The 24,943-nt window shown below is 46.9% G+C and carries 27 protein-coding genes and 1 pseudogene; 27 read left to right on the forward strand and 1 reads right to left on the reverse strand.

Annotation, left to right across the window (positions count from 1 at the left end):
* The first annotated feature begins 34 nt into the window (after positions 1–34).
* The 3 genes from rsgA (at position 35) to spoVM (ending at position 1,762) form a co-directional block, all read left to right on the forward strand.
* A complete protein-coding gene (rsgA, locus tag ABNN70_RS09865) occupies positions 35–919 on the forward strand; it encodes a ribosome small subunit-dependent GTPase A (RefSeq protein WP_129929195.1) in 885 nt (294 codons plus the stop codon).
* Between the two features lie 26 nt (positions 920–945).
* Positions 946–1,587 carry a thiamine diphosphokinase gene (locus tag ABNN70_RS09870; RefSeq protein WP_129929196.1) on the forward strand — a complete coding sequence of 214 codons (642 nt, stop codon included), beginning with the start codon at positions 946–948 and terminating at the stop codon, positions 1,585–1,587.
* A gap of 94 nt (positions 1,588–1,681) precedes the next feature.
* A complete protein-coding gene (gene spoVM, locus ABNN70_RS09875) occupies positions 1,682–1,762 on the forward strand; it encodes a stage V sporulation protein SpoVM (RefSeq protein WP_129929282.1) in 81 nt (26 codons plus the stop codon).
* A gap of 144 nt (positions 1,763–1,906) precedes the next feature.
* Here spoVM and rpmB read toward each other — a convergent pair whose 3' ends face one another.
* A complete protein-coding gene (gene rpmB / locus ABNN70_RS09880; RefSeq protein WP_129929197.1) occupies positions 1,907–2,095 on the reverse strand; it encodes a 50S ribosomal protein L28 in 189 nt (62 codons plus the stop codon).
* Positions 2,096–2,294: 199 nt separating this feature from the next.
* On the opposite strand from rpmB, the gene ABNN70_RS09885 reads away from it, so the two are divergent.
* From ABNN70_RS09885 to sucD, 24 genes and pseudogenes are all read left to right on the forward strand, one after another.
* Positions 2,295–2,684, forward strand: coding sequence for an Asp23/Gls24 family envelope stress response protein (locus tag ABNN70_RS09885; protein WP_129929198.1), 390 nt, complete (start codon positions 2,295–2,297; stop codon positions 2,682–2,684).
* A 23-nt stretch (positions 2,685–2,707) separates the two neighbouring features.
* Positions 2,708–3,370 (forward strand): L-serine ammonia-lyase, iron-sulfur-dependent subunit beta, encoded by a 663-nt coding sequence (sdaAB, locus tag ABNN70_RS09890; RefSeq protein WP_129929199.1) that lies wholly within the window; start codon positions 2,708–2,710, stop codon positions 3,368–3,370.
* A 28-nt stretch (positions 3,371–3,398) separates the two neighbouring features.
* Positions 3,399–4,301 (forward strand): L-serine ammonia-lyase, iron-sulfur-dependent, subunit alpha, encoded by a 903-nt coding sequence (gene sdaAA / locus ABNN70_RS09895; protein WP_129929200.1) that lies wholly within the window; start codon positions 3,399–3,401, stop codon positions 4,299–4,301.
* On the forward strand, positions 4,301–6,346 hold the full coding sequence (gene recG / locus ABNN70_RS09900; RefSeq protein ID WP_353949419.1) for an ATP-dependent DNA helicase RecG: 2,046 nt from the start codon (positions 4,301–4,303) through the stop codon (positions 6,344–6,346). Before sdaAA ends, recG begins: the two co-directional genes overlap by 1 nt.
* Positions 6,347–6,515: 169 nt before the next feature.
* A complete protein-coding gene (gene fapR, locus ABNN70_RS09905; RefSeq protein ID WP_129929202.1) occupies positions 6,516–7,091 on the forward strand; it encodes a transcription factor FapR in 576 nt (191 codons plus the stop codon).
* Positions 7,092–7,141: 50 nt separating this feature from the next.
* Positions 7,142–8,086, forward strand: a complete 945-nt coding sequence (fabD, locus tag ABNN70_RS09910) for an ACP S-malonyltransferase (protein ID WP_353947699.1) — start codon at positions 7,142–7,144, stop codon at positions 8,084–8,086.
* A gap of 2 nt (positions 8,087–8,088) precedes the next feature.
* Positions 8,089–8,835: a 3-oxoacyl-[acyl-carrier-protein] reductase gene (gene fabG / locus ABNN70_RS09915; protein WP_129929204.1), complete on the forward strand. Its 747-nt coding sequence runs from the start codon at positions 8,089–8,091 to the stop codon at positions 8,833–8,835.
* A gap of 114 nt (positions 8,836–8,949) precedes the next feature.
* The gene (gene acpP / locus ABNN70_RS09920; protein WP_129929205.1) at positions 8,950–9,192 is read left to right on the forward strand and encodes an acyl carrier protein; all 243 of its coding nucleotides are present in this window, start codon (positions 8,950–8,952) and stop codon (positions 9,190–9,192) included.
* Between the two features lie 125 nt (positions 9,193–9,317).
* The gene (gene rnc, locus ABNN70_RS09925; RefSeq protein ID WP_240697288.1) at positions 9,318–10,022 is read left to right on the forward strand and encodes a ribonuclease III; all 705 of its coding nucleotides are present in this window, start codon (positions 9,318–9,320) and stop codon (positions 10,020–10,022) included.
* Between the two features lie 66 nt (positions 10,023–10,088).
* Positions 10,089–13,658 (forward strand): chromosome segregation protein SMC, encoded by a 3,570-nt coding sequence (smc, locus tag ABNN70_RS09930; protein ID WP_353947700.1) that lies wholly within the window; start codon positions 10,089–10,091, stop codon positions 13,656–13,658.
* 40 nt (positions 13,659–13,698) lie between these two features.
* Positions 13,699–14,694 carry a signal recognition particle-docking protein FtsY gene (ftsY, locus tag ABNN70_RS09935; protein ID WP_129929208.1) on the forward strand — a complete coding sequence of 332 codons (996 nt, stop codon included), beginning with the start codon at positions 13,699–13,701 and terminating at the stop codon, positions 14,692–14,694.
* 89 nt (positions 14,695–14,783) lie between these two features.
* Complete coding sequence (locus ABNN70_RS09940) at positions 14,784–15,119, forward strand: putative DNA-binding protein (protein ID WP_129929209.1); 336 nt, start codon at positions 14,784–14,786, stop codon at positions 15,117–15,119.
* A 12-nt stretch (positions 15,120–15,131) separates the two neighbouring features.
* Positions 15,132–16,481 carry a signal recognition particle protein gene (gene ffh / locus ABNN70_RS09945; RefSeq protein ID WP_353947701.1) on the forward strand — a complete coding sequence of 450 codons (1,350 nt, stop codon included), beginning with the start codon at positions 15,132–15,134 and terminating at the stop codon, positions 16,479–16,481.
* Positions 16,482–16,535: 54 nt separating this feature from the next.
* Positions 16,536–16,808 carry a 30S ribosomal protein S16 gene (rpsP, locus tag ABNN70_RS09950; RefSeq protein WP_129929211.1) on the forward strand — a complete coding sequence of 91 codons (273 nt, stop codon included), beginning with the start codon at positions 16,536–16,538 and terminating at the stop codon, positions 16,806–16,808.
* A gap of 101 nt (positions 16,809–16,909) precedes the next feature.
* On the forward strand, positions 16,910–17,434 hold the full coding sequence (gene rimM / locus ABNN70_RS09955; protein WP_353947702.1) for a ribosome maturation factor RimM: 525 nt from the start codon (positions 16,910–16,912) through the stop codon (positions 17,432–17,434).
* Positions 17,424–18,154: pseudogene (trmD, locus tag ABNN70_RS09960) on the forward strand (tRNA (guanosine(37)-N1)-methyltransferase TrmD). Before rimM ends, trmD begins: the two are co-directional and overlap by 11 nt.
* Before the next feature lie 136 nt (positions 18,155–18,290).
* Positions 18,291–18,632, forward strand: a complete 342-nt coding sequence (rplS, locus tag ABNN70_RS09965; protein WP_129929214.1) for a 50S ribosomal protein L19 — start codon at positions 18,291–18,293, stop codon at positions 18,630–18,632.
* 183 nt (positions 18,633–18,815) lie between these two features.
* The gene (gene ylqF / locus ABNN70_RS09970) at positions 18,816–19,691 is read left to right on the forward strand and encodes a ribosome biogenesis GTPase YlqF (protein ID WP_353947703.1); all 876 of its coding nucleotides are present in this window, start codon (positions 18,816–18,818) and stop codon (positions 19,689–19,691) included.
* Between the two features lie 101 nt (positions 19,692–19,792).
* Positions 19,793–20,554 (forward strand): ribonuclease HII, encoded by a 762-nt coding sequence (locus ABNN70_RS09975; RefSeq protein ID WP_353947704.1) that lies wholly within the window; start codon positions 19,793–19,795, stop codon positions 20,552–20,554.
* 21 nt (positions 20,555–20,575) lie between these two features.
* The gene (locus ABNN70_RS09980) at positions 20,576–21,031 is read left to right on the forward strand and encodes a hypothetical protein (protein ID WP_353947705.1); all 456 of its coding nucleotides are present in this window, start codon (positions 20,576–20,578) and stop codon (positions 21,029–21,031) included.
* 17 nt (positions 21,032–21,048) lie between these two features.
* Positions 21,049–22,089: a hypothetical protein gene (locus ABNN70_RS09985; RefSeq protein WP_353947706.1), complete on the forward strand. Its 1,041-nt coding sequence runs from the start codon at positions 21,049–21,051 to the stop codon at positions 22,087–22,089.
* Complete coding sequence (locus ABNN70_RS09990; RefSeq protein ID WP_129929218.1) at positions 22,086–22,376, forward strand: EscU/YscU/HrcU family type III secretion system export apparatus switch protein; 291 nt, start codon at positions 22,086–22,088, stop codon at positions 22,374–22,376. Before ABNN70_RS09985 ends, ABNN70_RS09990 begins: the two co-directional genes overlap by 4 nt.
* 322 nt (positions 22,377–22,698) lie before the next feature.
* Complete coding sequence (gene sucC / locus ABNN70_RS09995; RefSeq protein WP_129929219.1) at positions 22,699–23,883, forward strand: ADP-forming succinate--CoA ligase subunit beta; 1,185 nt, start codon at positions 22,699–22,701, stop codon at positions 23,881–23,883.
* Entirely contained in the window at positions 23,880–24,788 is a 909-nt protein-coding gene (gene sucD, locus ABNN70_RS10000; protein WP_129929220.1) for a succinate--CoA ligase subunit alpha, read from the forward strand. Before sucC ends, sucD begins: the two co-directional genes overlap by 4 nt.
* Positions 24,789–24,943 lie beyond the last annotated feature (155 nt).

A 24,943-nucleotide genomic window follows, 5' to 3' on the forward strand; every position in this document is an offset into this window, starting at 1 on the left:
ATCAAAATTGAAACTCAGATAAGGGAGCAATTATATGCCGGAAGGAACGATCATGAAAGCTTTAAGCGGGTTCTACTATGTCAGTGATGGAGAGGCACTCGTGCAATGCCGGGCCAGAGGCGTTTTCAGGAAAAGAAAAGTCACGCCGCTGGTTGGTGATCACGTGGAGTATGAGGCGGAAAGGAAGACGGAAGGTTATATTCTGAACATTGCCAGACGAAAAAATGAGCTGGACAGGCCGCCGATAGCTAACGTAGATCAGGCCATACTTGTTTTCTCCATTACAGAACCTGCCTTTGATGATCTGCTGCTTGATCGTTTTCTGGTACATATGGAAGCAAAGCACATTCCCTCAACGATATGTATGACCAAATGGGATCTTCTTCATGAAGAAGAAGCAGAACAATGGGTAGCGAAACTTGGCGTCTATAAGCGGGCGGGTTATCCTCTATATTTCACCTCAAGTCTTTTGGGGAAGGGTATTGATGAACTGCGCCGGTCCCTGAGCGGTGAAGTAAGCGTCATTACCGGACAGTCTGGCGTAGGCAAGTCTTCCTTGCTGAATGCAATCGATCACCATTTCCATATTGATACACAGGCGATCTCGCAATCACTTGGGCGCGGGAAGCATACGACAAGACATGTTGAACTTCTTCCCGTAGCGGGAAACGGGTTCATTGCAGACACACCTGGTTTCAGTTCCCTGGATTTTTCCCATCTGTCCCTTCAGCAGCTTGAACAGTGTTTCCCGGAATTTGCCGGATACCGTGGGTTCTGCAGATTCAGAGGATGCATGCATATAGCTGAACCGGACTGTGCCGTTAAGCATGCGGTTGAGGAGGGAGAGATGGATCGGAGAAGGTATGATCATTATCATCTCTTTTATAATGAAATAACGAGACAAAAAAAACAGTATTAATCCCTGCAGAAAGAGGTGACCGTAAAGTGAAGCTTGCCATTGTTGCCGGAGGTCCTGAAGAATTGCTTCCGGACCTTGACTCGCAGGAATATGATGAGTTTAAGTGGATTGGTGCCGATCATGGGACGCTTGTTATACTGAAAAGTAACAGAAAACCGATTCGGGCTTTTGGCGATTTTGATTCGCTGTCCGATATAGAAAAAGAGGCTGTCCTGAGAAGCAGCATGAAAATTGAAACCTTTCCTCCTGAAAAGGACAGGACAGATCTGGAGATTGCCCTTGAATGGGCATTAAAGCAAAATCCCGAAAAGCTGCTTGTTTTCGGGGCAACGGGCGGACGGGTTGACCATATGCTCTCAGCTGTTCAGCTTTTGTTAAGCGTAACGCAGGCAGGGGTAGACGGCTCTATCGTGGATCGAAAGAACTGTGTCACTCTGCTTCCTCCGGGTACATATCATATAAAGAAAAATGCGGGCTACCCTTACCTGTCCTTTCTTTCTCTCACAGGCAGCGTCCGCGGGCTGACTCTGAAGGGCGTAAAATACCCGCTCACAGATACAGAACTGCCCGTCGGATCCAGTCTGTGTATCAGTAATGAGCCGGTTGGTTGCCAGTTTACCGTTTCTTTATCTGCGGGCTACTTATTAATGATGCGCTGCAGGGACTGATCCCGCCGGTCATAGAATCGTCATAAGCTGCATACCATCTATTAGTGATGATCATGGCCGGCAGGCGGCGCATGCAACAAGGAGGAGTATGGCAATGAAATTTTATACTATTAAACTTCCGAAATTTCTGGGCAGTATTGTGAGAGCACTCCTCGGTTCTTTCCGCAAGGGATAATCCAGGAACATGACTGAATCTGCTTTGACCAACAGATCTGGAGCATTCATGATAAATAAAAAAGCATCGCAGAGAAAACCGGAGGATGATCCGGAGGTTCCGCTAACGATGCTTTTTTATTTCATATTCTTATAGATCAATCCATCAGGCCCGTTCAACTTTTCCGGATTTGAGCGCTTTTGTCGATACGTAAACCCGTTTCGGTTTGCCGTCCACAAGGATACGAACCTTCTGCAGATTAGCTTTGAATGTCCGTTTCGATTTATTTTCAGCAAAGGACCGATTCTGGCCAAATTTTGTAGTCTTTCCTGTCACGAAGCAATGACGTCCCATTGAGCATACCTCCTTGCCCTTAGCTTTCTTTCAGCAATAATTCTATAATATCACGGCGACGCCTCTCGCGCAATATGTCTCAGTTCTTTCAAAATAGAACACGCTAGTGTAAAATAGCGGTAAAGTATGATTTAATAAAGAGCATTTTTCCTGCAGTAACAGGGCTCAAAATCACTCTTCTTTACGGAGGTACGTGTTTATGTCCATTTCAATCAGCAACCCTTTTGGTCAAATTGATATTTCAACTGATGTCATCGCAAAAATTGTCGGAGGTGCAGCACTTGGCTGCTCCGGGATTGTCGGCATGGCTTCTAAAAATCAGCTGAAAGATGGCTTTACTGAACTGCTTAAGAAAGAAAATTTCAGTAAAGGGATTGTTGTGCACTTTAATGATGCACAGAATCTGCTGATCGATATGTATATCATCGTCAGCTATGGAACAAGGATATCTGAAGTTGCCGTTCAGGTACAAAATAAGGTGAGGGCAACTTTGAATGAGACGTTAGGTATTGATGCCGCTGAAATTAATGTATTTGTTCAAGGTGTCAGACTTGTGCCGGACAATGCGCCTGTAGAAGAGGATTCCTGAGCCCCATAAGGAGAGGACCTTAAATGAAATATCGCAGTGTATTTGATATTATCGGGCCGGTCATGGTCGGACCTTCAAGTTCGCATACAGCAGGAGCCGTCAGCATCGGCCGTACAGCAAGAATGCTGTTTGGAGAAAAGCCGGATCAAGTACAGGTAACTCTTTACGGTTCATTTGCTGAAACCTATAAAGGTCATGGGACAGACGTTGCTATTGCCGGAGGATTGCTGGCCTTTGAACCGAATGACAGGAGATTACCTCAGGCAAGAACCCTGGCCAAAGAAGAGGGGATCGATATCTCTTTTGAAGCTGACAAAGTAACTCAGGTGGATCATCCGAATACAGCAAGATTGCATTTGTCGAAGGGTGAGGATCTGCTGGATTTGGTCGGCGTTTCCATCGGCGGCGGGAAAATCGAAATTATTGAGGTTGATGGATTTCCCATTTCACTGTCCGGCAGTAATCCGGCTCTGCTCGTTCTTCATCTTGATAAATATGGTGCTGTAGCGGAGGTAGCCAGAGTTATTGCCAGATATGAAATGAATATTTCTTACATGGAAGTCTCCCGCCAGGAAAAGGGTAGACTGGCTTTAATGGTTATCCAGACGGATGAGGAGATTAATGAAAATCTTGCTGATGAGATTTCAGCACTTCCGAATATGCTTCATGTTGCGGTCCTGTCCTGATCATAGATGAGATAGGGGGAGATGCGTCATGTTCAGTACGGTTAAAGAACTTGTCAGTCAGGCTGAAGATCGCGGCCTGGCGATATCTGAAATGATGATTTTGTCAGAAACAGAAACAACAGGAAAGAGCCGGGAAGCTGTCTTCTCCAGAATGGGACGGAATCTTGATGTGATGGAGAAGGCCGTAAATAGAGGAATACACGAAGACATCCGTTCGCACTCCGGCCTGACAGGCGGAGACGCACGTTTGCTTCAGAAATATATCGATTCGGGGAAATCCCTTGCCGGCCGCACCTTGCTGGATGCCGTCAGCAAGGCCATGGCAACGAATGAAGTCAATGCGGCAATGGGAATCATCTGTGCCACTCCGACTGCCGGATCAGCCGGAGTGGTCCCAGGTACATTATTTGGACTGAAGGAGAAAGTCCATCCGGACAGAGATCAGATGATCCGTTTTCTCTTTACGGCGGGTGCCTTCGGTTTTATTGTAGCAAACAACGCATCTATATCGGGCGCAGCCGGCGGATGCCAGGCTGAAGTTGGATCAGCAACGGGGATGGCAGCTGCAGCGACGGTTGAGATGGCCGGAGGCACGCCGGCACAGTCTGCCCATGCCATGGCCATCGCGCTTGGTAATATGCTTGGACTGATCTGCGATCCTGTTGCCGGTCTGGTTGAGGTCCCCTGCGTAAAAAGGAATGCGATTGGGGCTTCCAGTGCCATCGTTGCTGCAGATATGGCTCTTGCCGGCATTAAGAGCCGTATTCCCTGTGATGAAGTCATTGACGCTATGTATCAGGCCGGCCGGTTAATGCCGGCCGCGTTCAGGGAGACGGCTCAGGGCGGACTTGCTGCGACAAAAACCGGACAGGCACTGAAAGAAAAGATATTTGGACGGAAAATACAGCCGTCTGTGATGAAAAATTCATGATACAGCAAAACAGCCAGACGGAAACAGTAGATAAGATAAAAGGCGTCGGTGAGAGCGCAGTATCGGCTTTAAAGCAGATGGGCATTCAGACACTGGAAGACCTCTTCTGTTATTATCCCTATCGTTACGACAACTACGAAATCAAGGATCTAACGACAGCCGCAGACGGCGAACATGTCACCGTTGCAGGGAAAGTCCAAAGTGCACCGCTTCTGACTTTTTATGCCAGAAAAAGATCCAGAATTTCTGTGCGAGTTTTGTGCGGACGGCAGCTGATCACAGTCATTGCCTTTAATCGACCGTATTTAAAAAGAAGTCTGAACTTTGGCGATCAGGTCACAGTAACAGGAAAATGGGAAAAATACCGTGCAGTGCTCACCGCATCAGAATTTCATAAAGGGCTCAGACAAAACGAAGAGAGAATCGCCCCAGTGTATTCAGTCAGAGAAGGCCTGTCGGTCAGGAGAATGAGAAATATTGTCAGACAGGCCTTTCATCAGTTTCCTGATTATATCCATGAGTCACTGCCCCGGGACATGCTTTCCGCTTATAAACTGACCGGGCGAAAAGAAGCCGTTCACGAAATTCATTTTCCTTCAGAGAGAACCAGACTGAAACAGGCCAGGAGAAGGCTCGTTTATGATGAATTTCTGAACTATGAATTAAAGATGCAAGGTTATAAACTAAGCAGACGAAAGGTTGAGCATGGAACGGCCATGACTCTGAAGCAGGATCAGATCGATAAATTTATCCATAGCCTGCCTTTTTCTCTGACTCACGCTCAAAGACAGGTGATTCAGGAAATTATCGGCGATATGGCTTCAGAATTTGCGATGAACCGACTGCTGCAGGGCGATGTCGGATCAGGGAAAACCGTTGTCGCGGCAATTGCGCTCTACGCAGCCGTGTCGGCCGGATTCCAGGGGGCGCTGATGGCTCCAACTGAAATTCTTGCTTCCCAGCATGCGGATCATCTTCAGAAACTGTTTGCCCCTTTTGATATCAGTACCGCGTTACTGACCGGTAACGTCCGGGGCAGGAAGAGAAGAATTTTACTGGACAATCTGAAAAACGGCAATATTGATATTCTTATCGGAACACATGCTCTGATTCAGGATGATGTCCATTTTCGTCAACTGGGGCTTGTCATAACGGATGAGCAGCACCGTTTTGGTGTAGAACAGCGAAAAAGACTTCGGGTCAAAGGAAAGGATCCGGATGTGCTGTACATGACTGCAACACCGATTCCCAGGACCCTTGCTCTGTCTGTTTTTGGCGACATGGATGTGTCCACCATCAATGAGCTCCCCGGAGGAAGAAAAAAAATCAGAACCTATTGGGTCAGGCATGAAATGATGCAACGAGTCATCAATTTTATTAAGAAGCAATTACTTCAGGGGAAACAGGCTTACGTGATTTGTCCGTTGATCGAAGAGTCAGAACAGCTTGATGTCCAGAATGCACTTGACGTCCATGCTCATCTGTCTGCAGCATTGAGCGGATTTCAGGTTGGTTTGATGCATGGAAAACTCAGTGCGGAAGAGAAAGCCGAAGTCATGAACGGATTTGCCGGTAATAAAATTCGGGTACTCGTCTCGACGACCGTAGTTGAGGTCGGTGTGAACGTGCCGAATGCGACACTGATGGTCATTTATGATGCAGATCGATTTGGACTTGCCCAGCTTCATCAGCTGCGCGGCCGGGTTGGGCGCGGGTCTTCGCAGTCATATTGTATCCTCGTCGCCGATACCGGTTCTGAAACAGCAAAAGAAAAACTGAGGCTGATGACAGAGACAACAGACGGGTTCAGACTGTCTGAGTCTGACCTGAAACTGCGCGGGCCCGGAGATTTTTTTGGAAAACTGCAAAGTGGGGTGCCTGATTTTAAATTGGCGGATGTCGTCCACGATTTCCGTACGCTTCAGACCGCCAGGCGTGACGCGATGAGACTGGTTCGTGATCCGCATTTCTGGAAGGATGATTCGTTCCGCCTTCTTCGTCAGCCGTTAGTTGACGCCGGTATCATGGACCTACATCTCGATTAAATGTGACACCTTATGATGTGAATTTCGTATGTACGTGAGGACACCGTCTCATTCACCTGTGCCTGGAATTATGGTATACTTACTATTATTATCTGGTCTTAACTCATGAATACGCATGCGTGTGATCCTGTGAAAGATCAGCGATATATTTACCGGCGGTGTCATAGTAATGAGGAAATCAAAACAGGACAGACAGGCTGCACTGAAACAAACCATACAGGATAATCCGTTTATCACTGATGATGAACTGGCGCAACACTTTTCCGTCAGTGTACAGACGATCAGGCTGGATCGCCTGGAACTTTCCATTCCTGAACTCAGGGAAAGAATCAAACATGTGGCAAGAAAACAGTTTGATGAAGTAAAAGCCCTTCACAGAGAAGAAGTGATCGGTGAAATAATCGATTTACAGCTTGATCAATCCGCCATCTCTATATTGGATATTAATCAGAATCATGTTTTTTCAAGAACAGGGATAGCAAGAGGCCATCATTTGTTTGCTCAGGCCAATTCACTGGCGGTGGCCGTAATCAATAATGATCTCGCTCTGACATCCAAAGCATCCATTCATTTCATACGACCCGTGAAGGCCGGGGAGCGTGTCGTTGCCAAGGCCAGAGTCGTCAAGAAAGAAAGAATTCGAACGGTTGTTGAGGTGAACAGTTATGCGGGTCAGGATCACGTATTCAGAGGCATTTTTACTATGTTCCGTTCACATCGCAGTAAAGGTAAAGAAAAACGGTAAATGATTACTACATAGATGAATGAGTTCATATGAAAACAGGAGGAAACAGCATGGGCAAGATAGCATTTGTTTTTCCGGGACAGGGTTCGCAAAATGTCGGTATGGGGAAAGATCTGTTTGAGAGCTGCCCGAAAGCTGAAAAAATGTTCAGATCTGCTGACTCCCGGCTTGGCTTCCCGCTGTCCGACCTTATTTTTAACGGTCCGGAGGAAAAGCTGAAGCGAACTGAGAATACGCAGCCGGCGCTGTTCACCGTCAGTGCCATATTATACAGACTGCTTTCAGAAAAAGGAGTGAAAGCTGATTATGTCGCCGGACACAGTTTGGGTGAGTATAGTGCGCTTTATGCGGCCGGTGTGTTCAGCCTTTCAGACGGCGTATATGCTGTCAGACAGAGAGGACTGCTGATGGAACAGGCTGTACCGGCCGGTGAGGGCACCATGGCTGCCGTACTGGGTCTTGATCCCGGAACGCTGGACCGGATATGTACCCAGGTCACGCAGAAGGGCTCATCTGTCCAGATGGCGAATCTGAATGCTCCGGGTCAGATCGTAATATCCGGTACATTGGCCGGAGTTCAGACGGCGTCCCGTTTAGCTGAACAAGCAGGGGCAAGACGTGTGGTTCCCCTTGCTGTCAGCGGTCCTTTCCATTCTGCTCTGATGCGTCCGGCGGCAGATGCATTCCGCCGTGTGCTTGATGGTTTAACTGCCGGGAATGCTGATATTCCCGTAGTTGCAAACAGTACGGCTGAACTCGAAAAATCAAAAGAAGACATCATCCGCAATCTGGTGAAACAACTTTATTCGCCCGTACGCTGGGTCGAATCCATTGAAAAACTACGCAGCCTGAATGTAGACACGTATATAGAGATCGGCCCCGGGCGTGTTCTTTCCGGACTCATCAGAAAGATACACCGTGGTTGTACCCTACTACAGGTGAACGATCTGAAGAGTCTGGATGAGGTTGCGGAAAAACTGAAGGAGTGTGTATAAAAGTGGAGCTCAATGGAAAAGTTGCACTTGTAACGGGGGCGTCCAGAGGAATCGGGAAGGCCATCGCACTTGAGCTGGCCCGGCGAGGTGCCTCGATAGCGGTTAATTATGCGGGAAATCAGTCAAAAGCGGAAGAAACTGTTGCGGAGATCAAAGCGCTTAGCCGGGACGCCGCGGTCGTTCATTGCGATGTATCACAGGAGAATCAGGTTAAGGACATGATAAAATTCGTGATCCGGACATTTGGAACGCTTGATATTGTCGTAAATAACGCGGGCATTACACGGGACGGTCTGTTGATGAGAATGAAAGAAAAAGATTGGGATGCTGTTCTTGACATCAATCTGAAAGGCGTATTTCTGGTTACGAAAGCTGCACTGCGCCCGATGATGCGTCAGAGAAGCGGAAGGATTATCAACATCGCCTCTGTTGTCGGAATACTCGGAAATGCCGGGCAGGCGAATTACGTTGCCGCAAAATCAGGAGTGATTGGTCTGACAAAATCTGCAGCAAGAGAAGTTGCTGCACGCGGGATCACAGTTAATGCTGTTGCCCCTGGTTTTATCACAACAGAAATGACGGAGCAGCTCTCCGATGAGGTCAAGGAACAGATGAAAAAGCAGATTCCCCTTCAGCGTCCGGGAACTCCGGAAGACGTTGCAAAGGCTGTCGCTTTTTTAGCCTCAAAAGACAGTAGCTATATGACCGGTCAAATATTAAGTATTGACGGTGGTATGGCGATGCAATAAAATAATTGAAGTATGCCCGGAGCTGTGATATGGATGCACAGGAAAAACGGGTATTGACCTAAAACAGTCTTTCCTGTCGCTTTTATTCGTGTATTCTTGAGGGGGGGTGAAAGCATGGCAGAAAATGATGTGCTGGAACGGGTAAAAAAGATCGTCGTCGACAGACTTGGTGTTGATGAAGCAGATGTGAAACCGGAAGCTTCATTCAAAGAAGACCTCGACGCGGATTCATTGGACATCGTCGAACTTGTGATGGAACTGGAAGATGAATTCAATCTGGAGATTTCAGATGAAGATGCAGAAAAAATACAGACCGTTGGTGATGTAGTGAATTACATACAGAGCCACGTATCATGACATGAGAAACGCACAAGCCCCGTTTTTATAAACCTGTTTATGAATACGGGGTCTTATTTTTTACAGGCCTCTCATGTTACGGCAGATGGAGGTGATTTTGTTTGTCCGGTTCAAATAAACAGGATATAAGAGACAAAGAAACTCTGGCTCATATTGACCAGTTTCTGAAAGAGTTTTCTTTTACTTTTAAGAACAAGGATCTGCTTTATCAGGCTTTTACACATTCATCCTATGTGAATGAGCATCGCCAGGGTACTCAGAAAGATTATGAAAGACTGGAATTTCTCGGAGATGCGGTTCTCGAATTAATGGTGTCGCAGTACTTGTTTAAACATTTCCCCAATCTTTCAGAAGGAGATATGACAAAACTGAGGGCGGCCATTGTCTGTGAAACAGGATGGGTCATGTTTGCCCATACGCTTTCTCTTGAAAATAAGATCTTTCTGGGGCGCGGTGAAGAATCCACAGGCGGACGCAATCGGCCGGGGTTATTGGCCGACGTATTTGAGGCGTTTGTCGGAGCATTATATCTCGATCAGGGATTGGCGGAGGTCAACAGATTTCTTGAGAGGGTTGTCTATCCTAAAATCGCTGATGGTACTTTTTCCCATGTGATGGATTTTAAAAGTCAGCTTCAGGAAACGGTTCAGAGTAAAGACCTTGGCCAGATTGATTATGACGTCACTCTGGAAAAGGGCTCGGCTCAGCATCGTGAATTTATTGCAAAAGTTCAGTTAAACGGTGAGGTCATGGGAAACGGTAAGGGACCGTCAAAAAAAGATGCGGAACAAAGTGCGGCACGGGAAGCACTTAAAAAGATCTCGGGGTAAAGGAAGCAGCCGGGAAATCCCGGCTGTTTCCTTTACCGGCAGGAGAAGCAGAATGGAGGAATCAGGATGTTTCTGAAAAGGCTGGATATCTCAGGTTTCAAGTCCTTTGCCGATAAAACATCCGTGACATTCGTTCCCGGAGTGACAGCTGTTGTCGGGCCAAACGGGAGCGGAAAGAGCAATATCACTGAAGCGATACGCTGGGTACTCGGCGAGCAGTCGGCAAAGTCGCTGCGCGGTTCGAAGATGGAGGATATTATCTTCTCCGGAAGTGACGCGCGAAAAGCAGTTAATATGGCGGAAGTGACGCTGACCCTTGACAATCGCGATCAGTACATCCCGCTGGACTACAGTGAAATCGTCGTCACCCGGCGCGTATTCCGGTCGGGTGAAAGCGAATTTATGTTAAATCGTCAGAATTGCAGACTGAAAGATATTGTTGATCTGTTTATGGATTCAGGACTTGGGAAAGAAGCTTATTCTGTCATCGGACAGGGTAAAATAGATGAAATATTAAACAGCAAGTCGGAAGACAAGCGCAAAATATTTGAAGAAGCTGCCGGAGTACTTAAATATAAACTGCGGAAGCAGGCGGCGGCGAAAAAGCTCGTCGATTCCGAAGATAATCTGAATCGGGTTGAAGATATTCTTCATGAATTGAAAAACAGGCTGGATCCCCTGGAAAAGCAGGCTTCTGTTGCCAAAGATTACCTTGCAAAGAAAGCAGAACTCAAGCAGGTAGATGTTGCACTGCTCGTGTATGATATCGACCGGATTCATCACTCCTGGACGGAAAAGAAAAAGCGTGTTCAGGATCTGAATCGCCGCAAATCAGAACTTGAAAAAACGCTTCATGAGACAGAGGAGCGGTTCCAGACGATGAGAGAACGGCTTGATCATTTCGATCAGTCAATCGATGAGTGCCAGTCAAAACTGGCTGAAGCAGGAGAAAACCTCGAGAAAATTCTTGGCCGGCAGCATGTCCTGAAGGAAAGGAAACGACATACAGAAGGCAGTTCCCAGGACTTAAAAGAACGGATTGAACAGCTGACGCGTCAGCTGAAAGAAGAGCAGGAGCAGTATAAGAAAGCAGAAACTGTTTTTCTTGAAGAACGTGCGAAAATGCAGCGTCTCAATAAAAGTCTGAAGGAAAAGCAGACTAAATATACTGATTTTGACCAGAACCTTGACGAACAGATTGAAAAAGTGAAGGCTGAATATATTGACGTGTTAAATCAGCAGGCGTCTATGAGAAATGAGACCCGCTATCTGAATGATCAGCATGCTTCCATCAGCCATAAGCGATCTCTGACTGATGAACAGATCCATGCAGCGTCTAAACGGGTCCAAGAAGCAGAATCCGGAAGACAGCTGGCGGAACGGAAGCTGAAGGAGGCAACTGCAGAAGGGGACCTGCTGCGTAAAGCGTTAGATGATGCTGATTCTGCATTGGAGCAGCAGCACAACCGTTACACAAAACAAAAGCATGCTCTTGAGAAAATTACCCGTTTCATTGATCAGGCGGAATCTAAAAAGGAAATGCTCGAAGCGCTGAAGGAAGATTATGCAGGCTTCTATCAGGGTGTCAGGATGGTTCTGAAAAACAGACACAGGTTGCAGGGTATATCCGGGGCTGTGGCCGAACTGATTCGTGTGGATCAGGCGTACCAGACAGCTATTGAAGTCGCTCTTGGCGGCTCTTCCCAGAGCGTGGTGGTCGCCGATGAAGCATCGGGACGACGTGCCATTCATTTTCTCAGGAAGAATCAGGCGGGTCGTGCCACGTTTCTTCCTTTATCGGTGATGCGGCCCCGTTTTCTTCCGGTGAATGAGCGAAGGCAGCTTGAGAAGAGATCCGGCTTTATCGGCACGGCCGACGAACTCGTTACGTGTGACGCGAAATACCTTACCGTCATCAGACATCTTTTAGGTTCGGTCATTATTGCCGAGACGCTGGAACAGGCGAATCAGCTGGCCCATGTGATGGGATATAAATTCAGAATCGTCACGCTGGCCGGCGATGTTGTTTCTCCCGGCGGGGCCATGACAGGTGGAAGCCGGAAGAAGAATGGTTCAGGGCTGATTGGCAGAAACTCTGAGATTGAGACAATAAAAAACCAGCTCAGGGAAATGCGCACAAAAGTACGTGAACTGAAAGCGCAGTTTTCTGAATTAAAAAATACACTCTCTTCCGACGAGCTGAAAAGAGGGAAACTGGCTGATTCGCTGAAAAAAAATGATGAGAAAATGCAAAACCTCAGGTCCCATCTGTTCGAGGCCGGTGCTGAAGAAAAAAGCAGCAGGGACAACTATCAATTACTGACCCGGGAACACGGTGATTATGCGGCTGAGGAAAATAAAATAAACGCCAGACTCAATAAAATCAAGCGAATAACCGCCGAAAACGAGGAAAAAGAGCAGGCGCTGACGGCCAGAATCAATCAATTAACGGAAACCAGTCATCATCGAATGTCTGCAAGAAGTGCTCTGGAAAAAGAAATCACCGCCCTGAAGGTAGAGACAGCATCGCAGAATCAGATTGTGATTCATCAGCAGGAGACAGTCAAACAGATGAAAGCACATGTCGAAGAGCTTACTGCCTCTATTGACGCACTCAGGTCATCTGCTGAAGGGGTAGATGCAGATCTGAGTGATCAGGTTCTGTCTGAAGAGAAATTAAGGATGGAGGCAGAGCGATCAAAGCGTGAAAAAGAACACCTTGCGGCATTATTGAAAGAGCGGAAAGCAAAGCGGACCGCTGATCATTCTGAAATTGCCGGGCTGGAGTCCGAAATGAAAAGGGACCGGGGAAAATATGATCATCTGACACAGGCCTTTCAGAATGAAAAGGTTGCTTTGGAGCGCCTTGACGTCCAGCTTGACCATTTACTCGATGCCCTCCGGGAAGATTACGAAATGACGATTGACAGAGCAAGGGAAAACTATCGGCTTAAGATCGATCCTGAGGATGCCCGAAAGAAGGTTAAACTGATCAAACGGGCGATCGATGAACTTGGGACGATCAATGTTGGAGCCATTGAGGAATATGACCATGTACTTGAGCGTTATCAGTTCCTTACAAACCAGCGGAATGATCTCCTTAAAGCCCGTGAAACTCTGGAACATGTGATGACAGAGATGGATCGTGAAGTAGCCAGACGCTTTTCCGAAACCTTTACGAAAATCCGCAGCCAGTTTCAGATGGTTTTTCAGGAACTTTTTGGCGGCGGACGTGCAGATCTGAAATTGATCGACCCGAACGATCTACTTGAAAGCGGCATTGAAATATTTGCCGAGCCGCCGGGGAAAAAGCTCCAGCGGCTCTCCCTTCTCTCAGGTGGAGAACGGGCACTGACGGCGATTGCACTTCTTTTTGCTATTCTCAAGATTCGCCCGGTACCGTTCTGCGTTCTGGATGAGGTGGAAGCGGCACTGGATGATGCCAATGTGGACCGATATGCCGAATTTCTTAAGAACTTTAGTTCCGAAACGCAATTTATTGTGGTGACGCACCGGCACGGTACGATGGAGCATGCTGATGTCCTTTATGGGGTGACCATGCAGGAGTCGGGCATCTCGAAACTGGTGTCTGTAAGATTGGAAAAAACGGATGAATTACTCCAGACCGGCGGGTAATGGCCGATACATACCGTCATTTTTTGAAGGGGGCAGAACTATGAATTTTTTCACCAGGATGAAAGAGAAGATCAGCGGCGGAACGGAAACGGCAACAGAAAAATTCAGAGATGGGTTAAGTAAAACCAGAAAATCGTTTTCTGATAAAATGAATAACCTGGTCAAGAGATACAGGAAGGTTGATGAAGAATTTTTTGAAGAACTGGAAGATATCCTGATTGAATCGGATGTCGGCATGACGACGGTTCTTGATCTTGTCGAACAGCTGAAAGACGAAGCAAAAACAAGAAATATCAAAGAAACCGAAGAACTGAAAGAAGTTATTATTGAGACGCTATCAGGTTTTCTGACCAAAAATAAAGAAGAGACAAAACTTCAGATGAACCCGGATGGATTAACCGTGATTTTGATGGTTGGCGTAAACGGTGCCGGTAAGACGACGACAATTGGCAAACTGGGCTACAGGCTCAAAAAAGAGGGGAAGACCGTTCTGCTGGCTGCAGCAGATACCTTTCGTGCCGGTGCCATTGATCAGCTGAAGGTCTGGGGGGATCGCGCGCAGATTGATGTGATCAAACACCAGGAGGGAAGTGATCCCGCATCGGTCATTTATGATGCGATAAAAGCCGCAAAGTCACGTGGTACGGATGTGCTTCTCTGCGATACAGCCGGTCGTCTGCAAAATAAAGTCAATCTGATGAAAGAGCTGGAGAAGATTAAGCGTGTCATCGAAAGGGAGTGTCCCGGCGGACTGCAGGAAGTACTTCTCGTTCTTGATGCTACAACCGGCCAGAATGCGCTCAATCAGGCGAAACTTTTTAAAAAAGCTTCTAATGTTACGGGTATTGTACTTACAAAACTTGACGGGACGGCAAAGGGCGGCATCGTTCTCGGCATCCGCCATGAACTTGATATCCCTGTCAAACTGGTTGGTCTCGGAGAGAAAATGAATGATCTGCAGGTTTTTGATGCTGATGCCTTTCTCTATGGAATATTCTCAGATCTTTTTAATACACCGGATGTAAAAGAAAAGTGAACTGTTAAGATAAAAACTTGACAGTGTGGGCAGGTTTCTGTATGATGAGTCTGTAAAGGAAAAGCCTTTACACTTAAGGGGATTTTACTATGCTTGAGAAGGTTTTACGAGTCAATGCCCTATATGATTTTTATCAGCCGCTTCTCACCCCTAAACAACAGGAATACCTGGACCTTTATTATCTCAATGATCTTTCGCTGGGTGAAATTGCCGAGAGATGCCAGGTTACCAGACAGGCAGTATATGATAACCTGAAACGGGCGGAACACGCACTGGAAGCCTTCGAAGAAAAATTGGGGCTTTTCCGGAAGTACCAGTCACGACAGTCTTTAATCCGGGAATTACGTACGGAAGCAGGCAAGATGGACAGTGATGATCGCCGGATAGTAGATTCGGTTCTCGACCGGATGGAGAAATTGGATTAGGAAGTGAGAAGAATGGCATTTGAAGGTCTGTCTGAAAGACTACAGGCAACGATGAAGAAAATCCGTGGCAAAGGTAAAGTCTCCGAATCTGATGTAAAGCAGATGGGACGGGAAATCCGTCTGGCTCTTCTTGAAGCCGATGTTAATTTCAAGGTTGTTAAATCCTTTGTTAAACGTGTTCAGGAACGGGCAATTGGTCAGGAAGTGCTGAAAAGTCTGACACCCGGTCAACAGGTCATCAAAGTGGTTAAAGAAGAATTAACTGCACTGATGGGCGGTGAACAGACAAAATTTAATTTTGCATTGAAGCCGCCTACGGTTGTCTTGTTTGCCGGGCTGCAGGGTGCCGGTAAAACGACATCCGCTGCCAAGCTGGCAAATTATCTTCGCAAGTCGAATAATAAGAAACCGCTGATGATCGCTGCCGATATTTATCGCCCTGCTGCGATTAAACAATTGCAGACTTTAGGCAGTCAGCTGAATATCCCTGTCTTTTCGCTGGGCGATCAGGTCAATCCTGTTGATATTGTCCGCAGGGGACTTGAGGAGGCCGGTAAAGAGCACAACGATCTTGTCCTGATTGATACTGCCGGCCGGCTTCATATTGACGACACGCTGATGGATGAACTGGAAAAGATTAAGGCTGTCAGTCATCCGGATGAAGTTTTTCTTGTCGTTGATGCAATGACCGGACAGGATGCCGTCAATGTTGCCTCCGCATTCAATGAGCGTCTTGATCTCACAGGGGTTATCATGACGAAACTGGATGGGGATACACGCGGCGGAGCTGCTTTATCGATCCGCTCAGTGACTGGAACGCCGATTAAATTTGTCGGTACGGGTGAAAAGATGGATGCCCTTGAACCTTTCCACCCGGATCGAATGGCCTCCCGCATTCTTGGTATGGGTGATGTTCTCTCCCTGATTGAGAAGGCACAGGCCAACGTCGATCAGGAAAAGGCCAAAGAGATGGAGGAGAAAATTCTGTCCGTCAGCTTTACATTGGATGATTTCCTTGATCAGATCGGTCAGGTCCGTAATATGGGACCGATTCAGGATCTGCTTGCCATGATGCCCGGAGCAAACAAGTTCAAGGGTATGAAGAATATGCAGATTGATGATAAAAAAATTGATCAGGTTGAAGCTATTATCCGGTCCATGACCGTTCAGGAAAAAAATGATCCTGATATGATCAATGCCAGCCGGAGGAAACGGATCGCTCTTGGCAGCGGGACTTCTATCGCCGACGTGAACAGGCTGCTTAAACAATTCAAAGACATGAAACGCATGATGAAGCAGTTCATGGGCAGCGGCGGCAAGGGCAGGAAGCGTCGGAATCCCTTTAATCTGCCGTTTACGTAAGCATTACGGCAGGGAATACAGCAAAACAGTAAACTTTCAGGAAGGTGTTTATTTATGTCAGTTAAAATTCGTCTGAAACGTATGGGAGCAAAAAAACGTCCATTTTACAGAGTCGTTGTTGCCGATTCACGTGCGCCGCGTGACGGCCGTTTTATCGAAGAAATTGGAACTTATAATCCGGTATCCACACCCAAGGCTTTTGATGTGGACGAGGAGAAAGCACTGGACTGGCTGAAGAAAGGTGCACAGCCATCCGACACGGTCCGTAATCTCTTCTCCAGGAAGGGACTTATGGAGAAATTTCATCATGCTAAATTCCAGAGATAAACACTGTGACGGGAGTTATCTCTGAATATGTACCAGTGAAAAAGAGAAGGGGGACAGTTCCCTTCTCTTTTTCACTATATACCAGGCAAGGAGGAATGATTGTGACACATTGGCAATATGTCGGTAAAATTGTCAATACACGGGGCATAAAGGGGGAGGTTAAAGTGATCAGCGTTACTGATTTTCCGGATGAACGTTTTGCCACAGGTGCACTTTTATATGTGCATGATGAGAAAACCAGCACGTATCACCCCCTGACAGTGACCGGCTTTACCAGACGGAAGACGTTCGACTGTCTGACGTTTAAGGATTATGATTCAATTAATGCTGTAGAAAAATATAAAGGATGTTCCCTGTATGTGCCTCGTGAGCAGCTTTCTGAGCTGGAAGAGGGATCCTACTATTATTATCAGATCATCGGTGCACAGGTGATGACAGATACCGGAACGCGCCTTGGCAGGATAAAAGAAATATTATCACCAGGCGCAAATGACGTCTGGGTTGTGGAAACTGAAGGAAAAGATCTGCTGATCCCTTATATCAAAGATGTTGTCAAAGCCGTTGATACCGAAAAGAAACAGGTAACCATTCATTTAATACCGGGGCTGATCGATCATGAAGATTGACATACTTTCCCTTTTTCCGGATATGTTCAGCGGGGTACTGTCCGAGTCTATTTTAGGACGGGCCGCTGAAAGAGGAGCAGTTTCTTACCATATCACAGATTTCAGGGATTATACGAAAAATAAGCATCGTAAAGTTGACGATTATCCCTTTGGCGGGGGGCAGGAATGGTTCTTATGCCTCAGCCTCTGTTTGACGCCGCTAAATCGGTCAGCACTGAAGGAGGCGGAGCGTCGCGTGTCATCCTCACCTCTGCACAGGGTAAACCTTTTCGACAGAAGGATGCCATCGATCTTTCCGGAGAAAAACACCTTGTTTTTATCTGTGGGCACTATGAGGGGGTTGATGAACGGGTCGCCCGTTGCCTGGTCACGGATGAATTTTCCATTGGTGATTTTGTGATGACAGGAGGAGAACTGGCGGCGATGTCGATGATCGACAGCATCGTCAGGCTTCTTCCGGGAGTACTCGGCAATGACACATCCGCCTTAACGGATTCTTTTTCCGATGGATTGCTGGAACATCCTCAATATACACGTCCGGCTGATTTCAGAGGGATGAAAGTACCTGATGTCCTGCTGTCAGGAAACCATGAACGGATTGCCGAATGGCGTCATAAAGAATCCCTCAGAAGAACCTTCACACGCAGACCGGATCTGCTTAAGGGCAGGCCTTTGTCCGATCAGGAAAGGAAATGGCTGAGAGAATTTAAACAGGAATAAATCCGCCGGTCTGCTTGCATATTCATGAAACAATATGGTACTATTAAATTCGTGGCATTTGTAAGTTGAATACGATGTTCCGCTGCAGTCAAAGGAGGCTGTAAGAGCATTTGTACGGAAGGAGGCCATTACTGTTATGTCTAACGTGATTGATGAGATTACTAAAGAGCAGCTGCGTACCGATGTCCCGGATTTCAGACCCGGAGATACACTAAAGGTACACGTAAAAATCACCGAAGGAACACATGAACGTATACAGGTGTTCGAAGGTGTTGTCATTAAGCGTCACGGTACCGGAATAAGTGCGACATTTACCGTAAGAAAGATTTCTTATGGTGTCGGTGTCGAACGGACCTTCCCGGTGAATTCGCCGAAGATTGATAAAATTGATGTGGTTCGTCTGGGCAAGGTTCGCCGGGCAAAGCTTTATTATCTCCGTGAACTCCGCGGTAAAAAAGCGAGAATCAAAAGCAGATAATTTTTTTATCATGTCAATAAGAATCGAAAAAGGGTCTGGGAAACCAGACTCCTTTTTATACTCTTAAAGAAAACATGAAATGGATGAAACAAATCATGAAAGAATGTGGAGCAGGGGCGTTTCCCTCTCTTTTCACGGGATGATCCACAATAATTGCACGTAAAAAAGAAAGGAGGCGTTCACATGACGATTCAATGGTATCCTGGTCATATGGCTAAGGCCAGACGACAGATGATCGAGAGAATGAAGCAGATAGACGTTGTTATCGAGCTTGTCGACAGCAGAATTCCGGAAGCTTCACGGAATCCGCTTGTTGACGAAATGGCCTCAGGAAAATCCAGACTGCTGATACTGAATAAGGCGGATATGGCCGATAAGCTCATCACACAAAAATGGGAAAATTATTATGAACGTCAGGGCTATATCGCCCACCAGGCAGACAGCAGAACAGGCAAGGGTGTATCAGCCATACCGGAAGTTGTTCACCGGATGACTGCCGGTCGACGGGCAAAACTGGAGCAAAAAGGATTCCGGCCGCATGCTGACCGTGCCCTTATTATTGGGATTCCCAACGTCGGCAAATCGACCCTGATTAACCGGCTTGCGGGGAGAAAAATTGCAAAGATTGGTGACCGCCCGGGCGTCACGACAGCCCAGCAGTGGATAAGGGCAGGCAATACAATGGAACTGCTCGATACCCCGGGGATTCTGTGGCCGAAGTTCAAATCTCACGAAGTCGGCCTGTATCTGGCGGCAACAGGGGCTATTAAAGAAGATTTGCTGGATTTTCAGGAAATAGCTGTTTTTATTTTGAAAATTTTAATACGCAGGTATCCGTCACAGCTTTCTGAACGTTATAAGCTGCCGCCTGTCAACCGCTCAGTCACAGACGAAAATGAGCAGGATCTGATTGTTTCTCTTTTTGATCAGATAGGCAGAAACAGGGGCTGCCTGATGAAAGGCGGCAGCATCGATTATGATCGGACGTCTGAGCTGATCGTCAGGGATTACAGGAATCAAAAGCTGGGTCATCTGACACTTCAGACCCCGCCGGTTTAATCCTGGCGGAGCTTTATCACCTTCCGGTTAAGCGCGTCTGAAGCGCAGGCCGGCATTAAAGAAAACCATTTCTTTACCGATATAAAAGACAGGGGAAGAACATGCAATACATGACCGTTGCTCAGATTAAAGAAAAACTGCAGGCTGTACAAACTCTGTCACCTGAAGATTATTCAGCATTGGAACATGATTCACGTGCCGGTGTCCGGCACCTGATCAGGATCTGGGAGCGAAAGCAGCAGCGCAGAAAATTGCTGATCGAAAAATTCGATGAAATGAACCGTTATGAACAGGAACTTTGGGATCAGGGCTTCCAACATGTTGCCGGCATCGATGAAGCCGGCAGAGGCCCGCTTGCAGGCCCGGTTGTTGCAGCCTGTGTGATACTCGGAACGGATACGGTTTTACCCGGACTTAATGATTCAAAACAACTGACTCCTTCGAAGCGTGACCTGTTGTACAGACAGATCCAGCAGAATGCTTTATCAGTCAGTGTCGGGATGGTTTCGGCCCGTGAAATTGACTCTGTGAATATATACCAGGCAGCAAGGCGATCCATGGTGCAGGCAGTAAAAAATATGAAGATCAAGCCGGATTATCTTCTGATCGATGCCATGCGCCTGCCACTCGAAATTGATCAGAGTTCGCTCATAAAGGGCGATGCACGGAGTAACTCAATTGCCGCCGCATCAATTATCGCAAAGGTCACCCGGGACAGGCTTATGAATGAGCTGGATCAGGTATATCCCGGTTATGGATTTTCAGGAAATAAAGGTTACGGGACAAAGGAGCATGTTGAGGCGATCAGGAAACTGGGTCCCTGTCCGGAGCATCGCATGACATTTGCTCCGCTGAAATCATAAAAAGATATTGAAGGTGATTTCATGAATTTCCAGCCTTATGCGATCAGCCAGAGTCAGCTGGCAGGTACATTCGTTCCTGAACAGATTCTCAGGGGAAGAGTCATGGAAATCCTGCCGGATCGGAATGTGCTCCTTCAATTAGGGGCAAATCAGGTGATCGCAAAAATTGATGCAGTAAATCCACCGCTTAAAGCAGGGAAGGACTATCTATTTCAGATTAAACAACTGTCACAGCCTGTTACAGCGCAGGTTCTGCATCGCCGTCCGGGAGATCGGAATCAGATACCGTCGGGGGAGTCGATGGTTCAGAGCACTCTGGAGACATTCAGGGTAAAAGATGATGCTGTAAACCGTCAGCTGGTTCAGTCATTCTTTGATATGGGCGAGCCCCTGACCCGTGAAATGCTCGTTGCAAGCCGGGCATTAATCGGGGAAGATCTGCTGCTCCTTCAGATATCCAGTCTATCCGCTGGCTGATTAATCGTGATCTTCCTTTGAGCCGGACATTTTTTGATATGGCCCGTGATTTAATGACGTCAGAATCTGCTGCGCATCAGCTGTCGACACTTCAGGATCAGCTGCTCCATTCGGATAAGGTCACCTCATCCATCGAGGCGCTGAAAAAAACAATAGCTGAGCTTCTGCACCCCGAGTCTGCCCTTTTGCCGGCCTCCGGGATGAAAGGTGAGACCCCTTCACTGTTTCTGCTGCAACACTTTTTTGCCGGGCTTGGGAAGCCTGAGGTCCGTTTACAGCCCCTTCAACGTTTCTTAAACAGCATGATGACAGTTAAAGATGCGGATGAATTACTGAAGGCACTGAATATCAATATGAAGCCCTCAGATTTTTTGAAGCAACTCTCCGTTTTTATCTCCGGATCAAATCCGGCAGATACCCGCCATCCGGCAGAAAATCCGAGTTATTCTCTTTTCGTGCACGTACTGAAACTTATGGGGTTTGAATATGAGCATAAATTGTTGAAACAGGCCGAAAGCGGAGAACAACTGGATCATGGCCATTCTCTCAAAGCCGGGCTCCTTGCTGTTGTTCAGGATAAGGAAGCACCGGTTCAAATCCGTAAAACGGCATCTGAGATGGTACAGCGTATCACCGGCGATCAGATTCAAATGATTTCTTCAGATCCTGATGTTGCACAGTTCTCTTTTCAACTGCCCGTTCCACGGCACAATGATATCGAGGATGCAACGGTCTATTTTGAGAGTAAGAGAGGCAGAAAAGGGCAGATTTCTCCTGATTCATGTACGATTGTTCTATGTCTGGACCTGCCTCACCTGAAAAAAACGATAATCTGTATCCGAATTCAGAATCGATCGATGTCTCTTACTGTCGAAAACAGCAGGACCGATCTGAGTCAGTTGTTAAAGGACGGACAATCTGAACTCAGTCAGCACCTTTCTGCTATGAATTATCAGTTAATTTCCGTTTCTCAGGTTGAAAATCTGGATCCCGGGCTGATCCGAAGGGCGAGTGAGCCACTGGTTTTATCACATTACCGTCTGGATGTGAAAGTATGAACGACAGAGAACCTTCTAAAAAGAAAAAGGCTGTGGCTCTGAATTATAAAACAGGGCAGGACCAGGCGCCTTATGTTTCAGCAAAAGCTGATGGAAAAATGGCTGAGCAGTTAATTGAAAAGGCGAAGTCTTTAAATATTCCAATACAGGAAGATCCCGATCTTGTTTCTATGCTTTCCCGGCTTGATCTGAATGAAATGATACCTGTTGAACTTTATGAAGCTGTTGCTGAAATTTTCGCTTATATCCGGAAAATTGATGAAAAAAAAGGAGGAAATGCGCACTGAGTTGCCGAATAGTAACAATACAGATCATGCATTTTGATTTGCCCTCTTTTCCTTATTTTCAGTATTCCCTCCCTCTGAAATTTTCCTGAACTCATCTCTTGTGACCGGCATCAATCTATTACATTCGCTCTCTTTATCCCGCTGAGGTTTCACTTTATTGTCGTGATTCCATTTTTATCGTGCTAAAAAACGATAATATGAATATTTTGTGACTATAATGTTACGAAACATTGGACAAAAGGAGCAGCATTTCGTTATACTAGATGTGGAGAAAGGGCTTTCATTTTTCAAAACATTCAATGAAATGAAAGAAGGGGAACGAATGAACATTCATGAGTATCAGGGAAAGCAACTGTTGAAACAGTATGGTGTTGCTGTCCCCAGAGGGTTTGTGGCGTTTACACCTGACGAAGCAGTTGAAGCAGCTCAAAAACTTCAGTCGGCTGTCACTGTGGTTAAAGCACAAATTCATGCAGGTGGAAGAGGAAAGGCCGGAGGAGTAAAAATTGCAGGAAGTAAAAAAGAAGTGCATGATTTTGCAGAAGAACTCCTTGGAAAGATTCTGGTGACCCACCAGACCGGTCCTGAAGGAAAAGAAGTGAAGCGCCTTTTAATCGAAGAAGGAAGCGATATTGAAAAGGAATACTATCTTGGTCTGGTACTTGACAGAAGTTCTTCACAAGTCACAGTGATCGCTTCTTCAGAAGGCGGGATGGACATTGAACAGGTTGCTTCCGTAGCACCTGACAAGATTTATCGTGAGGCGGTGGACCCCTTTCTCGGCCTGACCCCTTTCCAGGCACGCAGGATCGCTTTTGACATTGGAATTCCAAAGAAACTTGTCAATAAAGCGGTTAAATTCATGCTTGGACTTTATCAGGTGTTTGTTGACAAAGATTGCTCAATTGCTGAGATTAATCCACTGGTGGTCACAAAGCAGGGTGAGATTCTTGCCCTTGATGCAAAATTGAATTTTGATGATAACGGTCTTTACCGTCACAAGGATGTTCAGGCGTTCAGGGATCTGGATGAAGAAGACGGGAAAGAAATTGAAGCTTCAAAATTTGGCCTGAACTATATCGCGCTTGATGGAAATATTGGTTGCATGGTGAATGGAGCGGGTCTTGCGATGGCGACCATGGACATTATTAAATCTTTTCATGGTGAACCCGCCAATTTCCTTGATGTCGGCGGCGGTGCGAGTAAGGAGAAAGTAGAGGCTGCCTTCCGTCTGATCCTTTCTGACCCCAATGTTAAAGGCATTCTTGTCAATATCTTCGGTGGCATTATGAAGTGTGACGTCATAGCCGAAGGTATTGTTGCGGCGACTGAACAGGTTGACCTGAATGTCCCGCTTGTGGTCAGACTTGAAGGAACAAATGTGGCACGGGGTAAGGAAATCCTCAGACAGTCCGGCCTTGATATTACACCTGCGCATAATATGGCGGATGCTGCGGAAAAAATCGTGACACTGGTTAAATCAGCTGCAGGAGGCGTCGCAAAATGAGTATTCTCGTTCACAAAGATACCCGGGTGATTGTCCAGGGGATTACCGGATCCCAGGGCCTTTTCCATACCAGGCAGATGCTTGATTACGGAACCCGGATTGTCGGGGGTGTCACACCTGGTAAAGGTGGAACCCAGGTTGAAGGTGTGCCGGTTTTTGATACTGTGCGGGACGCTGTCAATCAAACGCAGGCTGATTGCTCCGTGATTTACGTTCCCCCTGCTTTTGCAGCGGATGCCATTATTGAAGCTGCAGATGCCGGCATATCCCTGGTGATTGCCATCACCGAAGGCATTCCGATTCTGGATATGGTGAAAGTGAAACGCTATCTTAAAGATAAAAAGACACGTCTGATCGGTCCAAACTGCCCGGGTGTCCTTTCGGCAGATGAATCAAAGATCGGCATCATGCCTGGATATATCCATAAAAAAGGCCATGTTGGCGTAGTTTCGCGTTCAGGGACTCTGACTTATGAGGCCGTTCACCAGCTGTCTCAGCTGAATGTCGGACAGACTACAGCTGTAGGGATTGGCGGCGATCCGGTGAATGGGACGAGTTTTATCGATGTGCTTAAATTGTTTAATGAGGATCCGGAAACTTTCGCGGTCGTCATGATTGGAGAAATCGGCGGGCATGGTGAAGAGGATGCGGCCGCCTGGGCAGAACAGAATATGGATAAACCATTGGTCGGTTTCATAGGCGGTAAAACAGCTCCTCCGGGAAAAAGAATGGGTCACGCCGGGGCCATTATCTCAGGTGGTAAAGGGACAGCTGACGAAAAGGTTCGCGTCATGCGCGATCATGGTGTTTCCGTGGCTGATACACCGGCAACCATCGGGGAAACTATGGTTCAGCTCCTGAAAGATCGCGGCTTGTACGAAAAATGCCTGATCAGTAATCAGTAATTTCCGGGAAGACACGTTATGGCGTGTTTTCCCTGCATCTGTTTGTGAATAATATCTCATTTACCCGTTGTTTGTCTTTCCCCCATCATATCCAGCAAGCCCCATCCATCCGTACCATTCTTTCACTTTCCCTAATTGATTAGAAAAAGGTGACC

It is taken from the genome of Sporolactobacillus sp. Y61 (assembly GCF_040529185.1).
GTDB lineage: Bacteria > Bacillota > Bacilli > Bacillales > Sporolactobacillaceae > Sporolactobacillus.

Bases quoted from the DNA above. Each gene is read 5' to 3' on its own strand.
- rsgA (WP_129929195.1), top strand. From the start codon at position 35: ATGCCGGAAGGAACGATCATGAAAGCTTTAAGCGGGTTCTACTATGTC.
- spoVM (WP_129929282.1), top strand. From the start codon at position 1,682: ATGAAATTTTATACTATTAAACTTCCGAAATTTCTGGGCAGTATTGTG.
- rpmB (WP_129929197.1), bottom strand. From the start codon at position 2,095: ATGGGACGTCATTGCTTCGTGACAGGAAAGACTACAAAATTTGGCCAG.
- ABNN70_RS09885 (WP_129929198.1), top strand. From the start codon at position 2,295: ATGTCCATTTCAATCAGCAACCCTTTTGGTCAAATTGATATTTCAACT.
- sdaAB (WP_129929199.1), top strand. From the start codon at position 2,708: ATGAAATATCGCAGTGTATTTGATATTATCGGGCCGGTCATGGTCGGA.
- sdaAA (WP_129929200.1), top strand. From the start codon at position 3,399: ATGTTCAGTACGGTTAAAGAACTTGTCAGTCAGGCTGAAGATCGCGGC.
- fapR (WP_129929202.1), top strand. From the start codon at position 6,516: ATGAGGAAATCAAAACAGGACAGACAGGCTGCACTGAAACAAACCATA.
- fabD (WP_353947699.1), top strand. From the start codon at position 7,142: ATGGGCAAGATAGCATTTGTTTTTCCGGGACAGGGTTCGCAAAATGTC.
- acpP (WP_129929205.1), top strand. From the start codon at position 8,950: ATGGCAGAAAATGATGTGCTGGAACGGGTAAAAAAGATCGTCGTCGAC.
- smc (WP_353947700.1), top strand. From the start codon at position 10,089: ATGTTTCTGAAAAGGCTGGATATCTCAGGTTTCAAGTCCTTTGCCGAT.
- ftsY (WP_129929208.1), top strand. From the start codon at position 13,699: ATGAATTTTTTCACCAGGATGAAAGAGAAGATCAGCGGCGGAACGGAA.
- ABNN70_RS09940 (WP_129929209.1), top strand. From the start codon at position 14,784: ATGCTTGAGAAGGTTTTACGAGTCAATGCCCTATATGATTTTTATCAG.
- ffh (WP_353947701.1), top strand. From the start codon at position 15,132: ATGGCATTTGAAGGTCTGTCTGAAAGACTACAGGCAACGATGAAGAAA.
- rpsP (WP_129929211.1), top strand. From the start codon at position 16,536: ATGTCAGTTAAAATTCGTCTGAAACGTATGGGAGCAAAAAAACGTCCA.
- rplS (WP_129929214.1), top strand. From the start codon at position 18,291: ATGTCTAACGTGATTGATGAGATTACTAAAGAGCAGCTGCGTACCGAT.
- ylqF (WP_353947703.1), top strand. From the start codon at position 18,816: ATGACGATTCAATGGTATCCTGGTCATATGGCTAAGGCCAGACGACAG.
- ABNN70_RS09975 (WP_353947704.1), top strand. From the start codon at position 19,793: ATGCAATACATGACCGTTGCTCAGATTAAAGAAAAACTGCAGGCTGTA.
- ABNN70_RS09980 (WP_353947705.1), top strand. From the start codon at position 20,576: ATGAATTTCCAGCCTTATGCGATCAGCCAGAGTCAGCTGGCAGGTACA.
- ABNN70_RS09990 (WP_129929218.1), top strand. From the start codon at position 22,086: ATGAACGACAGAGAACCTTCTAAAAAGAAAAAGGCTGTGGCTCTGAAT.
- sucC (WP_129929219.1), top strand. From the start codon at position 22,699: ATGAACATTCATGAGTATCAGGGAAAGCAACTGTTGAAACAGTATGGT.
- sucD (WP_129929220.1), top strand. From the start codon at position 23,880: ATGAGTATTCTCGTTCACAAAGATACCCGGGTGATTGTCCAGGGGATT.